This is a genomic window from Pseudobutyrivibrio ruminis HUN009 (assembly GCF_000703005.1).
Lineage (GTDB): Bacteria > Bacillota > Clostridia > Lachnospirales > Lachnospiraceae > Pseudobutyrivibrio > Pseudobutyrivibrio ruminis_A.
In genome coordinates, this window is the sequence record NZ_JNLH01000001.1 from 2,040,192 (window position 1) to 2,054,292 (window position 14,101).

At 38.6% G+C, this 14,101-nt stretch carries 13 protein-coding genes; all 13 read left to right on the forward strand.

The window, feature by feature from the left end:
• The gene (locus BO15_RS0109205) at positions 1 to 1,149 is read left to right on the forward strand and encodes an Mbeg1-like protein (RefSeq protein WP_052169869.1); all 1,149 of its coding nucleotides are present in this window, start codon (positions 1 to 3) and stop codon (positions 1,147 to 1,149) included.
• 160 nt (positions 1,150 to 1,309) lie between these two features.
• Positions 1,310 to 1,594, forward strand: coding sequence for a co-chaperone GroES (locus BO15_RS0109210; protein ID WP_033154058.1), 285 nt, complete (start codon positions 1,310 to 1,312; stop codon positions 1,592 to 1,594).
• A gap of 25 nt (positions 1,595 to 1,619) precedes the next feature.
• Entirely contained in the window at positions 1,620 to 3,254 is a 1,635-nt protein-coding gene (gene groL, locus BO15_RS0109215) for a chaperonin GroEL (RefSeq protein ID WP_033154059.1), read from the forward strand.
• Positions 3,255 to 3,346: 92 nt separating this feature from the next.
• Positions 3,347 to 4,219 carry a DegV family protein gene (locus tag BO15_RS0109220; RefSeq protein ID WP_033154060.1) on the forward strand — a complete coding sequence of 291 codons (873 nt, stop codon included), beginning with the start codon at positions 3,347 to 3,349 and terminating at the stop codon, positions 4,217 to 4,219.
• A 26-nt stretch (positions 4,220 to 4,245) separates the two neighbouring features.
• Entirely contained in the window at positions 4,246 to 5,520 is a 1,275-nt protein-coding gene (locus BO15_RS0109225) for an adenylosuccinate synthase (RefSeq protein ID WP_033154061.1), read from the forward strand.
• Between the two features lie 87 nt (positions 5,521 to 5,607).
• Positions 5,608 to 6,210 carry a DUF4340 domain-containing protein gene (locus BO15_RS0109230; protein ID WP_157752336.1) on the forward strand — a complete coding sequence of 201 codons (603 nt, stop codon included), beginning with the start codon at positions 5,608 to 5,610 and terminating at the stop codon, positions 6,208 to 6,210.
• 149 nt (positions 6,211 to 6,359) lie between these two features.
• On the forward strand, positions 6,360 to 6,626 hold the full coding sequence (rpsO, locus tag BO15_RS0109235; protein ID WP_028247035.1) for a 30S ribosomal protein S15: 267 nt from the start codon (positions 6,360 to 6,362) through the stop codon (positions 6,624 to 6,626).
• 156 nt (positions 6,627 to 6,782) lie between these two features.
• On the forward strand, positions 6,783 to 8,864 hold the full coding sequence (locus BO15_RS0109240) for a polyribonucleotide nucleotidyltransferase (protein WP_033154063.1): 2,082 nt from the start codon (positions 6,783 to 6,785) through the stop codon (positions 8,862 to 8,864).
• 56 nt (positions 8,865 to 8,920) lie between these two features.
• Complete coding sequence (gene abc-f, locus BO15_RS0109245) at positions 8,921 to 10,834, forward strand: ribosomal protection-like ABC-F family protein (protein ID WP_033154064.1); 1,914 nt, start codon at positions 8,921 to 8,923, stop codon at positions 10,832 to 10,834.
• A gap of 88 nt (positions 10,835 to 10,922) precedes the next feature.
• Positions 10,923 to 11,549: a redox-sensing transcriptional repressor Rex gene (locus BO15_RS0109250; RefSeq protein WP_033154065.1), complete on the forward strand. Its 627-nt coding sequence runs from the start codon at positions 10,923 to 10,925 to the stop codon at positions 11,547 to 11,549.
• Positions 11,550 to 11,559: 10 nt separating this feature from the next.
• Entirely contained in the window at positions 11,560 to 12,318 is a 759-nt protein-coding gene (locus BO15_RS0109255) for a hypothetical protein (protein ID WP_052169870.1), read from the forward strand.
• A 186-nt stretch (positions 12,319 to 12,504) separates the two neighbouring features.
• Complete coding sequence (locus BO15_RS0109260; RefSeq protein ID WP_242839251.1) at positions 12,505 to 13,308, forward strand: hemolysin family protein; 804 nt, start codon at positions 12,505 to 12,507, stop codon at positions 13,306 to 13,308.
• Between the two features lie 59 nt (positions 13,309 to 13,367).
• Positions 13,368 to 14,096 (forward strand): YebC/PmpR family DNA-binding transcriptional regulator, encoded by a 729-nt coding sequence (locus tag BO15_RS0109265; RefSeq protein WP_033154067.1) that lies wholly within the window; start codon positions 13,368 to 13,370, stop codon positions 14,094 to 14,096.
• Positions 14,097 to 14,101: the final 5 nt, after the last annotated feature.

Genomic DNA, 14,101 nt, shown 5'->3' on the forward strand with positions numbered 1-14,101 from the left:
ATGGCTAACATCTTTGATTATCTTGACTGGAGAGGGGATGTCCCTTTCGATATAGATCCGTTTAATGAGGTGGATGCACTGGCTCTTTGCGAGCTTGTGTATACACCTTTTGATGGTTTAGTGCCCGGTCCTGGGTTAAAAGAAAAAATTTCCATAGAAGATCTCAACGAAAAATTCTTTCAAAAATTCACAGAAGAAGGTTTGATGGCAAGAACAGCTTTGACTAAGCTTGCTCCTTTTCTTATGCCTAAAATGGCTGGCTCTAAAAGATTTGGCGGAATGAAGCTTGCTGGCTTTGTTAATGATGTTGATGCTAAAAAGCAGACTCAGTTTGCTGTTTGTAGCTTTTATTTGCCTGATGGCACTATTTTTGTTGCTTTCAGAGGAACCGACGATTCACTTGTTGGCTGGAAAGAAGATTTTAACATGTGCTTTTCTGAGGGTACTGGTGGGCAACTTCAGGCTGTAGATTATCTCAATACCAATTTTGCAAGGACAATGAAAAAGCTTCGAATAGGAGGCCACTCTAAGGGCGGTAACTTTGCCGCTTATGGCAGCACATTTTGCAGAGGCCATATACAGGATAGCATTTTAGAAGTATACAATTTTGACGGTCCTGGTTTTATTCCAGAAATTCTTAAAAAGCCAGCTTATAAATCTATGATTAATAGGGTCCATAAGATTGTTCCAGAAGAATCAATTATTGGTATGCTTATGTATACAAAGGCTAAGATGCAGGTAGTTGTCAGTGATGCAAAAGGTATTAATCAACACAATCCTTTGAGTTGGCAGATTAAACGAAATAGATTTGAAGAAGTAGATTCAGTTGCTTCTTCTTCAGTTCTTATAGACGAAGTTATCAAGAAATGGTCTGTTCAATTTGATTATGAAACAAGGGCGGCATTTGGTGATGTTTTCTTTTCATCCCTTATTAGTTCATCTGGGGCAACTAGACTTTCACAGATTACATCTAGTAAGGTAAGGTCCATTGCTTCTCTGACAAAAGAGATACAATCCCTTGACCCTCAAAATCAGGCTTTGATTATGGATGTATTAGGTAAATTAGTGGCGGCAGGCGGCGATAGTCTTAAGAATTCTCTGCTTTCTAAGCTACCTAAAAGTTTAATAATGAGAAAAAGTGAGAAATAAAGAGTAAAAAAGAGATTTTTATAGGATTCTTTCGAAAATTACTAACCTTAATTACTTGCAACTGATTCGAGAGAATCCTATTATACTTCTTGTGGTTAGCACTCGATTAAGATGAGTGCTAATAAAAGATTTAGATTTTTAATTTAGGAGGTAATATAAAATGAAATTAGTTCCATTAACAGATCGCGTTGTATTAAAGCAGTGCGAAGCAGAAGAGACTACAAAGTCTGGTATTATTCTTGCATCTGCAGCACAGGAGAAGCCACAGGAAGCTATGGTTATTGCTGTTGGTCCTGGCGGAATTGTTGACGGTAAAGAAATCACAATGCAGGTTAAAGAAGGCCAGAAGGTTATATATTCAAAGTACGCTGGTACAGAAGTTAAGCTTGAAGGCGAGGAGTACATTATCGTTCGTCAGAATGATATTCTTGCAGTTGTAGAATAATATTTAGGAAAAGAGGTAGATTATTATGGCAAAAGAAATTAAGTATGGTGCTGAAGCAAGACAGGCTCTTGAGGCAGGCGTAGATAAATTAGCAAATACAGTTAGAGTTACTATTGGACCAAAGGGACGTAACGTTGTTCTTTCAAAGTCTTACGGTGCTCCACTTATCACTAATGATGGTGTTACTATCGCAAAGGATGTTGAGCTTGAGGATGCATTTGAAAACATGGGTGCTCAGCTTGTAAAAGAAGTTGCTACAAAGACAAACGATGTAGCAGGTGATGGTACAACAACAGCTACAGTTTTAGCACAGGCTATGGTAAAGGAAGGTATGAAGAACCTTGCTGCTGGTGCAAACCCAATCGTTCTTAGAAAGGGTATGAAGAAGGCTACAGATTGTGCTGTTAAGGCTATTCTTAAAATGTCTAAGGCTGTAGATGGCAAGGAGCAGATTGCTCGTGTTGCTGCAATTTCAGCTGGTGATGATGAAGTAGGTCAGATGGTAGCTGACGCTATGGAAAAGGTTTCTAACGATGGTGTTATCACAATCGAGGAATCAAAGACAATGCAGACAGAGCTTGACCTTGTAGAAGGTATGCAGTTTGATAGAGGTTACATTTCAGCTTACATGTGCACAGATATGGACAAGATGGAAGCAAACCTTGATGATCCATATATTCTTATTACAGACAAAAAGATTTCTAACATTCAGGAACTCCTTCCACTTCTTGAGCAGATTGTTCAGTCAGGTGCTAGACTTCTTATCATTGCTGAGGATATCGAGGGCGAGGCTCTTACAACTCTTATCCTTAACAAGCTTCGTGGAACATTCAACGTTGTTGCTGTTAAGGCTCCAGGATATGGTGACAGACGTAAGGAAATGCTTCAGGATATCGCAATCCTTACAGGTGGCCAGGTAATTTCTGAAGAAGTTGGTCTTGAGCTTAAGGATACAACTCTTGAGCAGCTTGGTCGTGCTAAGTCTGTAAAGGTTAACAAGGAGAACACAGTTATCGTTGATGGTCTTGGTGATAAGGCTGCAATCGAGGCTCGTGTTTCTCAGATTCGTGGACAGATTGATGAGACTACATCAGAGTTCGATAAAGAAAAGCTTCAGGAAAGACTTGCTAAGCTTGCAGGTGGTGTTGCAGTTATCCGTGTAGGTGCTGCTACAGAAACAGAAATGAAGGAAGCTAAGCTTCGTATGGAGGATGCTCTTAACGCAACACGTGCTGCTGTAGAGGAAGGTATTATCCAGGGTGGTGGATCTGCTTACATCCACGTTCAGAAGGAAGTTGCAGCTCTTGCTGAGACACTTTCTGGTGATGAGAAGACAGGTGCAAACGTTATCGTTAAGGCCCTTGAAGCTCCATTGTTCTACATCGCTGCAAATGCAGGTCTTGAGGGATCTGTTATTATCAACAAGGTACGTGAGTCAGAAGTTGGTATTGGTTTCGATGCTTACAACGAAGAGTATGTAAACATGGTTAAGGCTGGTATCCTTGATCCTGTTAAGGTTACAAGAACAGCTCTCTTGAATGCTGCTTCTGTTGCTGCAACACTTCTTACAACAGAGTCTGTTGTTGCAGACATTAAAGATCCTTCTGCTGATGCTGCAGCTGCCGCTGCTGCTGGTGCTGGCATGGGTGGAATGTACTAAAATTATGCTTTAGTTGTTTCTTTTCACCGCTGATTATGTTAGAATAATCAGCGGTGTTTTTGTTTAACACAGAGTATTTTTTGAGGTGATTTATGAGCAAAGTTGCAATTCTTACAGATAGCAATAGTGGAATTACACAGGCACAGGCCCAGGACTATGGAGTTTTTGTTATACCTATGCCTTTTTATATCGATGGCGAGTTATATTATGAGGATATCGATTTAACTCAGGAGCAGTTTTATGAGAAGCTTACACAGGGCGGCGAGATTACTACTTCAATGCCTATCACAGGAAATCTTATGGATACATGGGATAAGCTTCTTAAAGACTATGATGAAATAGTTTATATTCCTATGTCTAGCGGTTTATCTTCATCTTGCGCTACAGCAAAGATGCTAGCAGAGGATTACGATGGCAAGGTTGTAGTTGTAGATAACCAACGTATCTCAGTTACACAGAAGCTTTCAGCACTGGAGGCTAAAAAGCTTGCAGATTTAGGAAAGAGTGCACAGGAAATCTGTGATGCTCTTATGGAAATCAAGTCTTTATCTACTATCTACATCACTGTAGATACACTGGAATACCTTAAAAAGGGCGGAAGACTTACTCCAGCAGTTGCTGCAATCGGTTCACTGTTAAAGATTAAGCCAGTACTTTCAATCTACGGAGAGAAGCTTGATAAGTATTCAATGGTTCGTACTGTTAAGGCTGCAAAGCAGACTATGATTGAAGCATTAAAAAAGGATATGCAAAATGTCCTTCATACAGACAATCTTGATGATGTTGTGATTTCTATAGCTCACACACAGAATCAGGAAGCCGCAGAAAAATTTAAAGAAGAATTAGAAGCTGAATTCCCAGGCAAAGAAATCTGGATAGATCCGTTATCACTTTCAGTTTCATGTCACATTGGACCAGGCGCACTTGCTTGTACGGTGACTAAGAAATTGATTGATATAAATTAATTTAATTGTAATTTAGGAGGATTGTTATGGTTAAAGCAGTTGTAGGTGCCAATTGGGGCGATGAAGGCAAAGGAAAGATTACAGACATGATGGCAGCGAATGCTGATATCATTGTTCGTTTTCAGGGTGGTGCAAACGCAGGACACACTATCGTAAACAACTATGGTAAGTTCGCGCTTCACACATTACCTTCAGGTGTATTTTATAATCACACCACTAGCATCATTGGAAATGGCGTCGCATTGAATATTCCTATCCTTATCAAAGAGATTAACTCTATTGTAGAGAAAGGAGTACCAACACCTCGCATTCTTGTGTCTGATAGAGCACAGATTGTTATGCCATATCACATCCTTTTTGATCAATACGAGGAAGAACGTCTTGGAAAGGCTTCCTTCGGTTCAACAAAGAGCGGTATAGCTCCATTCTACTCAGATAAATACGCAAAGATTGGTTATCAGGTTCAGGAGCTTTTCGATGATGAGCTCTTAAAAGAAAAGGTTGTACGTACATGTGAACAGAAGAACGTTCTTCTTGAGCATTTATATCACAAGCCACTTCTTAATCCAGAGGAACTCCTTGAGACATTGCATGAATATCGAGATATGATTGCACCATATGTTTGCGATACTTCAGCATACCTTTGGAATGCGCTTAAAGAAAATAAGACAATCCTTCTTGAGGGCCAGCTTGGTACTTTAAAGGATCCAGACCATGGTATTTACCCAATGGTTACATCTTCATCAACACTTGCACCTTATGGTTGCATCGGTGCTGGTATCCCAGCTCAGGAGTTAAAGCAGGTTGTTACAGTATGTAAGGCTTATTCATCAGCAGTTGGTGCTGGCGCTTTTGTTTCAGAAATCTTTGGTGATGAGGCTGATGAGCTTAGACGCCGCGGTGGTGACGGTGGTGAGTTTGGTGCTACTACAGGTCGTCCACGTCGTATGGGATGGTTCGACTGTGTCGCTTCTAAGTACGGCTGCAGAATGCAGGGTACAACAGATGTCGCATTTACAGTTGTTGATGTACTTGGATATCTTGATGAAATTCCTGTTTGTGTTGGATACGAAATCGATGGTGAAGTTACTACTGATTTCCCAGTTACTAGCAAGCTTGAAAAGGCTAAGCCAGTTCTTAAGACACTTCCTGGCTGGAAGACAGATATTCGTGGAATCAAGAAATACGAAGATCTTCCTGAAAACTGCAGAAACTACATTGAATTCATTGAGAAGGAAATCGGTTTCCCAATCACAATGGTTTCAAACGGACCTGGAAGAGACGATATCATCTACAGATAATTATTTTGAAGCTGGAGCTATGGCTCCGGCTTCTTTGTTTGTTCAGACTTTTTTGTTATACTAGATACAGAATTGATTATGGAGGAAATGATGAAGAAGTTTATTTCAAAGTATTATAAAGGTATATTTTTAGCTTTAGCGATTATTTTGCTTGTGATAGTTTTGATAATCACCTTTAATGCTAAGTCGCCTGCAAAGATGATTCAAAATCTTGATGGCTCTGAAGACCAGGCTGAAGTTTTAGATGAAGCTAGTGAAATAGAAGACGAGGGCGAAAATGTTATATTGCTTGATAATGAAGAAGTGTATAGCTTCCAGATGACTGATAGCAATAATATTTTGCTTACATTTGAAAGAGATGGTGATGACTGGGTTTATACAGATGACCCTAGTATTGATATAAATGAAGAAAGAATTGAAAAGCTTCTGAATTATATTACTGACGTTAGATTCGTAGATACAATTTCTACTGATGACGAAAATGGCGACAAGTATGGCTTGAATCAGGATTCTCCGGTGTATATCATCAAAGATGCAAATGGCTATTCGACATTTATTTCGCTGGGCAAAATTGATGAAGAAACTGGACAGATTTATTTTGCTTTGAATTATGATTTTTCTACTATTTATGTAAATAGCGGAAAATTAGCAGGCGTAAACAAATACGCAATCGAAGATTTAATACAGTAATAGTTTTTTTAAGCCTATTTATACATAGTTTACATATTTTTGTAGCTGTGTTATTATATATCGGTACGAAAATTACTGTAACTCAGGTTTTGGACACTCCGACCTTTTCCTTAGTTACGGCATATTAAAAGTTTTTAGGAGGTAGTAAAATGATTACAAAAGAGAAGAAGCAGGCAATTATCAATGAGTATGCTAGAACAGCTGGTGACACAGGTTCTCCAGAGGTTCAGATCGCTGTTCTTACAGCTCGTATTTCTGAGCTTACAGAGCACCTTAAGGCTAACCCAGGTGACCATCATTCACGTCGTGGTATGATGAAGATGGTTGGTAAGAGAAGAAACCTTCTTGCATACCTTAAGAATACTGACATTGAGAGATATCGTTCAATCATTGAGCGTCTTGGCTTAAGAAAGTAATCTTTAAGAGCGGAGTATTGCTTACTCCGCTCATTTTCTTATTTATTTTTCGATTTCAAGCAAAATCCGAAGCCACTGAATTAGGAGAGTATAACTCTTCGTTTTCAGTAGTTTCGGGTTGATGCTTAAATAATAAAATATTTGAAGGAGAAAACCATGAAGACATTTACAATGGATTTGGCTGGTAGAACACTTCGTGTTGATATCGGCAGAGTTGCTGCACAGGCTAATGGAGCAGCATTTATTCAGTATGGTGAGACTACAGTTCTTTCAACTGCAACTGCATCAGACAAGCCTAGGGATGGTATCGATTTCTTCCCACTCTCTGTTGAGTTTGAAGAAAAGACATATGCTGTTGGTAAAATCCCTGGTGGTTTCAACAAGAGAGAAGGTAAGGCATCTGAGAACTCAGTTCTTACATCTCGTGTTATCGATAGACCTATGCGTCCACTTTTCCCAAAGGACTATCGTAATGACGTAACACTTAACAACATGGTTATGTCAGTAGATCCACAGTGTCGTCCTGAGCTTGTTGCTATGCTCGGCGCTGCTATTGCTACATGTATTTCAGATATCCCATTTGATGGCCCTTGCGCTATGACACAGATGGGTATGATTGATGGAGAGTTTATCGTAAACCCTTCACAGGAGCAGTGGGATAAGGGGGACCTTAAGCTTACAGTTGCTTCTACAAGAGAAAAGGTTATCATGATCGAAGCTGGCGCAAACATCATCCCTGAGGACAAGATGATTGAAGCTATCTATAAGTGTCATGATGTTAACCAGACAGTTATCGCATTCATCGACGAGATGGTTAAGGAATGCGGTAAGCCAAAGCATGAGTATACATCATGCGCAATCCCTGAGGAGCTCTTCGCAAAGATGAAGGAAATCGTTACTCCTGAGGAAATGGAAGGTGCTGTATTCACAGACGAGAAGCAGGTTCGTGAGGAAAATATCCGTCAGATCACAGAGCGTCTTGAAGAAGCATTTGCTGATAACGAAGAATGGCTTGCTGTTCTTGGTGAGGCAATTTACCAGTACGAGAAAAAGACAGTACGTAAGATGATTCTTAAGGATCACAAGCGTCCAGATGGTCGTGAGATCACACAGATTCGTCCACTTGCTGCAGAAGTAGATATTATTCCACGTGTTCATGGTTCTTCTATGTTCACTCGTGGTCAAACACAGATTTGTGACGTTGTAACTCTTGCACCTCTTTCAGAGGCTCAGAAGATTGATGGCCTTGATCCATTCGTTACTGAGAAGAGATACATGCATCACTACAACTTCCCTGCATACTCAGTAGGTGAGACAAAGCCTTCTAGAGGACCAGGACGTAGAGAAATTGGACACGGTGCACTTGCAGAGAGAGCACTTCTTCCAGTACTTCCTACACCAGAAGAATTCCCATATGCAATCCGTGCTGTATCTGAGACATTCGAGTCAAATGGTTCTACATCAATGGCTTCAACATGTGCTTCATGTATGTCACTTATGGCAGCTGGTGTACCTATTAAGGCTATGGTTGCTGGTATTTCTTGTGGTCTTGTTACAGGCGATACAGATGACGATTTCGTTCTTCTTACAGATATCCAGGGTCTTGAAGATTTCTTCGGCGACATGGACTTCAAGGTAACAGGTACAAAAGAAGGTATCACAGCTATCCAGATGGATATCAAGATTCACGGTCTTACACGTCCAATCGTTGAGGGTGCTATCGCTCGTTGCCGCGAGGCTAGATTCTTCATTATGGACAACTGCATGAGCAAAGCAATCGCTGAGCCACGTAAGGAAGTTGGAGAATACGCTCCAAAGATTATCCAGCTTACAATTGATCCAGAAAAGATTGGTGATGTTGTTGGTCAGCGTGGTAAGACAATCAATGAAATCATTGCAAGATGCGATGTTAAGATTGATATTACAGATGACGGAAACGTTTCAATTTGTGGTACAGATGCTGCAAAGATGGATGAGGCTAAGAGAATGATTGAAATCATCACAACTGATTTTGAGCAGGGTCAGATCCTCACAGGTAAGGTTGTAAGCATCAAGGAATTCGGTGCATTTATCGAGTTCGCTCCAGGCAAGGAAGGAATGGTACACATTTCTAAGATTGCTAAGGAAAGAATTGACAGAGTAGAAGATGTTCTTACTCTTGGCGATACTGTTAAGGTTGTATGCCTTGGTAAGGACAAGATGGGACGCATCAGCTTCTCTATTAAGGATGTTCAGTAAAATTAGATTTTATTTGGCGCCTGACATTAGTCAGGCGCATTTTTTAAGGAAAAACTATGTTACTTAATGTTTCGCATATTTTTAAATCATTTGGAGAAGATGGCATTATAAAAGATGCCACTTTTACTGTGGATGAGGGTTCTAAAGTAGCTATCGTTGGTAACAATGGAACGGGAAAATCTACGCTATTGAAAATCATAGTTGGAGATTTGCCTGCAGATAGTGGCGAAGTTACTCTTAAAAAAGATGCAACTATGGGCTATTTAGCTCAGTACCAAGAGGATTCTTTTGGTAGTAGTATTTTGGATACAGTACTCAGTGCCCGTGAAGATTTGCTTTCCATGGAAAAACGTCTTTCAGATATGGAAATGGAGATGTCAAATCTTGATAGTAAAGATGCTGCGACTTTTATGGAAAATTATCATAAGCTACAGCATCAATTTGATTTATTAGGTGGATATACATTTCGTTCTGAAGCTGTTGGTATTTTAAAGGGCCTTGGCTTTGAAGGGGATGATTTAAATAAAAGCATGAATGAGCTTTCTGGAGGTCAGAAGACACGGGTTAGCTTAGGACGTCTTCTTGCTTCATCACCAGATTTGCTCTTATTAGACGAGCCTATAAACCATTTGGATTTGAATTCAATCGTGTGGTTGGAGGGATATTTATCTTCATACAAAGGCGCAGTTGTAATTGTTGCTCATGATCGATATTTTCTTGATAAAATTGTAGATCATGTTGTTGATTTATCCTATGGACGCACTAGTGTATATACAGGAAATTACACAGCTTTTTCTGAGCAAAAGGCTTTGTATCAACTCACATATGAGCGCAGCTATGAAAAACAGCAAAAGGAAATTGAACACCAGAAAGCTGTTATTGAAAAGCTTCAATCCTTCAACAGGGAAAAATCCATAAAAAGAGCTGAAAGCAGAAAGAAAATGCTTGATAAGATCGATATTATGGATGCACCTGATAAGGATATGCCTAGAATGCGACTTACTCTTGAGGTTGAAAAGGAAAGTGGCAAGGATGTATTAGATTTTTCTCATGTGACAAAATCATACGATGATAAAAATATCTTTACAGACCTTTCATTCGAAGTTCACAAAGGGGATAGAATCGCTATTTTAGGTGACAATGGTACAGGAAAGACTACAATTCTTAAATGTATCAATGGTCTTACAGATTTTGAATCAGGAGAGATTCGCTTTGGTGCAAATGTTACTGTAGGATATTATGACCAGGAGCAGCAGGGGCTTACAGAGTCAAACACTATCTTTAGTGAGCTACATGATTCTTATCCTTATCTCACAGAGACTCAGGTTAGAAATACATTAGCGGCCTTTATGTTCACAGAAGATGATGTTTTTAAACGCATCAGCGAGCTGTCCGGTGGCGAGAGAGGACGTGTCTCTCTTGCAAAACTTATGCTTTCTAAGTCTAATCTTTTAATCCTTGATGAGCCTACAAACCATCTTGATATGGATTCGAAAGAAATGCTTGAGGAAGCACTTAACGAATATGACGGAACTTTGCTTTATGTAAGTCACGATAGATATTTTGTTAACCGTACTGCAAATATGATTCTTGAACTTTCAGATGGTCATCTTACAAAGTATCTTGGCAATTACGATGATTATATTGTCAAGAAGGAACAACTCTCTGCAGCAAATGTTGCTTCAATCCAGGAATCTGTAGTAGACTCTAACGCTACAGCTGCAAAGCTTGATTTTAAAGAACAAAAGAGAATTGAAGCGGAAAAGAGAAAGCTTCAAAACAAAATCTCAAAAATCGAAGAAGAGATAGAAAAACTAGAAGAAAAAAAGGCAAAGATTCAAGACGAATTCTTAAAGCCAGAGAATATGACAAATTCTGCAAAGCTCAACGAATTAACTGCTGAACAGAATGAAATAGATTCTAAATTGGAAGATTTATATTCTCAGTGGGAGGAGTTAAGTTTATCTTAAGCATGTATAAGTCTTTGTTAAAATCTTGACATAGTTTTTGTGTGATTTTATAATTAAGATTGAAAATTGTAATTAGGAGGTATATGGGTTGGATAAACAGATTTCACAAGCAGTCATCAGAAGACTTCCTAGGTACTACAGATATTTGGGCGAACTTTTAGACGATGGTGTTGAAAGAATTTCATCAAATGATTTAAGTAAGAGAATGCATGTTACAGCATCTCAGATTAGACAGGATCTTAACAACTTTGGTGGTTTTGGTCAGCAGGGTTATGGATATAATGTTGCATATTTACATGATGAAATAGGAAATATCTTGGGAGTTAACGAAACACATAATGTTATCGTTATTGGCGCTGGTAACTTGGGCCAGGCTATTGCAGGTTATGTTAAATTTGAGCGTGTAGGTTTTAAAATTATTGGATTATTTGATGTTAATCCTGAGCTTAAAGGCAAATTAGTTAGAGACATTCCTGTTCAGATGCTTGATGAGCTTCCAGAATTCATTAAACATAATGATGTGGAAATTGCAGCTTTAACATTGCCTAAGTCAAACGCGAGATCTACAGCATTAAAGCTTGTTTCACTAGGCGTACATGCTATTTGGAACTTTGCTCATGTTGATTTAGATGATATTCCTGATGTTATTATAGAAAATGTTCATTTATCAGATAGTTTGATGCAACTTTCTTATAACATTACTCAACAGAAGTAGGTGAATGTATATGGCGGACAGGGATTTTACAACTGCCATTTCCAAAATCAAGGTTCCTATGCTTATTTTGGATCAGAAATGGCATAGACTTTTTGCATTAGGCGGAAAGCCTGAACAGGTTAAAGAGCTTGAAAAGCAGGAAAATGACTTACTGAAACGTGAAGCTGAGCTGAAAAAGGAACTTAAAGACCTTAAGAAGGTTAAAGAAAACTTGATGGCTTCGGTTATGTCCAATATGGAAGGAACTTCTGATCTGGTTTCAAAGAAGCTTGATGATGATAAAAGACTTTTAGAAGAATGCAAGGAACGCATCGAATCAAACGAAGAAGAGTTGAGCGAGCTCCCACAGAAGACAGATGATGTTAACCGAGAGCTGATGTTGGCAACAATGGATTATTGCTACGATAAACTTCGTACTAATTCCACAGAGGCAGAGGAAATTACTAACTGGATTAAGGATGTTAGAGTTCAGCTCAAGAAAAACGTTATTCGCAAGCATAACCGCGAGATTAACAATAAAGAGATTTACTCATATATGCATGATGTATTTGGTATGGAGGTACTAAATCTATTTGATATGCAAAATGGGGATTTCTATATTGGTACAATCGATGATAAAGGTGAGCCTGTAAAAACACCTGCAGATAAGCAGGATGAAAGTGATAAAACAGATCTTTCTGACATTCAGCTTGAAGAAGTAGATTTGGATGCAGTTTCTAAGGAAACAAAAGAAAATACTGAGGAAGCAGAGGCTTCACCTGAAGAATAGAATTTACTGTTTTTTAAAAGACTAAACACCATTATGTTTAGTCTTTTTCTTGTATATATGGTATCATTATTATTGTGATAATTTACGTATTTCAAGAAAGGAGTATTTATGGAAGACGGGTCCAATCCCTATTTAATTATTTTTTTGTTGGCTATTGTTGTTATTGAAGCGATAGGGCTAATTATTTTGTACAGAAGGTCTAAGCAAGAAAATATTACCGAGGAGGATGTTATTTCTCTTGTAAATGAAGGTCATGAAGATGGCAATATCCTTGCATCTGAGGCTGCTATGATACAGAACATTTTTGAGTTTTCTGATACAGATGCAAAAGATATCATGACTCACAGAAAAAGCATAGTTGCGGTGAATGGTGATAGTACCTTGCGAGAGGCTATAAATTTTATAAATGAGAATAATATGAGCCGTTATCCGGTTTATATTGAGGATTTAGACAATATCATTGGCATTTTACATATAAAAGATTTGCTTACATACTATGATAAGGATATTGATAATGTGAAAGTTAAGGATTTACATGAACTTATGTCAGTGGCTGAGTTCGTGCCTGAGACTCATGGAATCAATACTTTATTTGCTAAAATGCAGTCCAAAAAGCGCCATATGGTGATTGTGGTTGATGAATATGGACAGGTTTCTGGGTTGCTTTCCATGGAAGATATTCTCGAGGAAATTGTTGGAAATATTGAGGATGAGCATGATGAGGAAGAAAACTCTATTGAGGTTAAGACAGAGGATTCTTTTGTAATGGATGGAGGAACTTCTCTTGAAGAGGTTGAAGAAATCCTTGGTACAAAGTTATCTGATGATTATGAAACTCTCAATGGCTACTTAATTTCTTTAAATGGCAAGATTCCAGAAGATGGTAGTTCCTTTACTTTAGAGGACGATAATTATGTTTTTTATATTAAAAATGTATCCGATAAAGTCATAGATAGCGTATATGTTAGACGTAAAAGGCACGTTGAATAAAAGGCCGTGATTTGTTATAATTTTTTGAGATTTAGAATAGAAAAGAGGTATATAATTTTATGTCAGGACATTCAAAGTTCGCAAATATTAAGCACAAAAAAGAAAAGAATGATGCTGCAAAGGGTAAGATTTTTACAATAATTGGTCGTGAGATCGCTGTAGCAGTTAAGGAAGGCGGCCCAGACCCTAATAATAATTCTAAGCTTCGTGATGTTATTGCTAAAGCAAAGGCTAATAATGTACCAAATGCTACAATTGAAAATGGTATCAAGAAGGCTGCTGGTAATGCAGATGCTGTAAATTATGAGTCTGTTACATACGAAGGATATGGTCCTAACGGTACAGCTATTATCGTAGACTGTCTTACAGACAATCGTAACCGTACAGCTGCTAATGTTCGTTCAGCATTTACAAAGGGTGGCGGAAGCATCGGTACACCAGGTTGCGTATCTTTTATGTTTGATAATAAGGGGCAGATTATCGTTTCTAAAGAGGATTGCTCTATGGAAGCTGATGATCTTATGATGATTGCACTTGATGCAGGTGCAGAAGATTTCTCTGAGGAAGAGGATTGCTTCGAAATCTACACAGCTCCAGAGGATTTCTCTGCTGTTAGAGAAGCTCTTGAGGCTGAAAACATTCCTATGGCTGATGCTGAGGTTACAATGATTCCTCAGACATATGTTGATCTTACAGATGAGCAGGATCTCTACAAAATCAACAAGATTCTTGACCTTCTTGATGATGACGATGATGTTCAGAACGTTTATCACAACTGGAATGAATAAATAAA

Excerpts from the sequence above, each read along its gene's own strand:
- BO15_RS0109205 (WP_052169869.1), top strand. The coding sequence starts at position 1 with ATGGCTAACATCTTTGATTATCTTGACTGGAGAGGGGATGTCCCTTTC.
- BO15_RS0109210 (WP_033154058.1), top strand. The coding sequence starts at position 1,310 with ATGAAATTAGTTCCATTAACAGATCGCGTTGTATTAAAGCAGTGCGAA.
- groL (WP_033154059.1), top strand. The coding sequence starts at position 1,620 with ATGGCAAAAGAAATTAAGTATGGTGCTGAAGCAAGACAGGCTCTTGAG.
- BO15_RS0109220 (WP_033154060.1), top strand. The coding sequence starts at position 3,347 with ATGAGCAAAGTTGCAATTCTTACAGATAGCAATAGTGGAATTACACAG.
- BO15_RS0109225 (WP_033154061.1), top strand. The coding sequence starts at position 4,246 with ATGGTTAAAGCAGTTGTAGGTGCCAATTGGGGCGATGAAGGCAAAGGA.
- BO15_RS0109230 (WP_157752336.1), top strand. The coding sequence starts at position 5,608 with ATGATGAAGAAGTTTATTTCAAAGTATTATAAAGGTATATTTTTAGCT.
- rpsO (WP_028247035.1), top strand. The coding sequence starts at position 6,360 with ATGATTACAAAAGAGAAGAAGCAGGCAATTATCAATGAGTATGCTAGA.
- BO15_RS0109240 (WP_033154063.1), top strand. The coding sequence starts at position 6,783 with ATGAAGACATTTACAATGGATTTGGCTGGTAGAACACTTCGTGTTGAT.
- abc-f (WP_033154064.1), top strand. The coding sequence starts at position 8,921 with ATGTTACTTAATGTTTCGCATATTTTTAAATCATTTGGAGAAGATGGC.
- BO15_RS0109255 (WP_052169870.1), top strand. The coding sequence starts at position 11,560 with ATGGCGGACAGGGATTTTACAACTGCCATTTCCAAAATCAAGGTTCCT.
- BO15_RS0109265 (WP_033154067.1), top strand. The coding sequence starts at position 13,368 with ATGTCAGGACATTCAAAGTTCGCAAATATTAAGCACAAAAAAGAAAAG.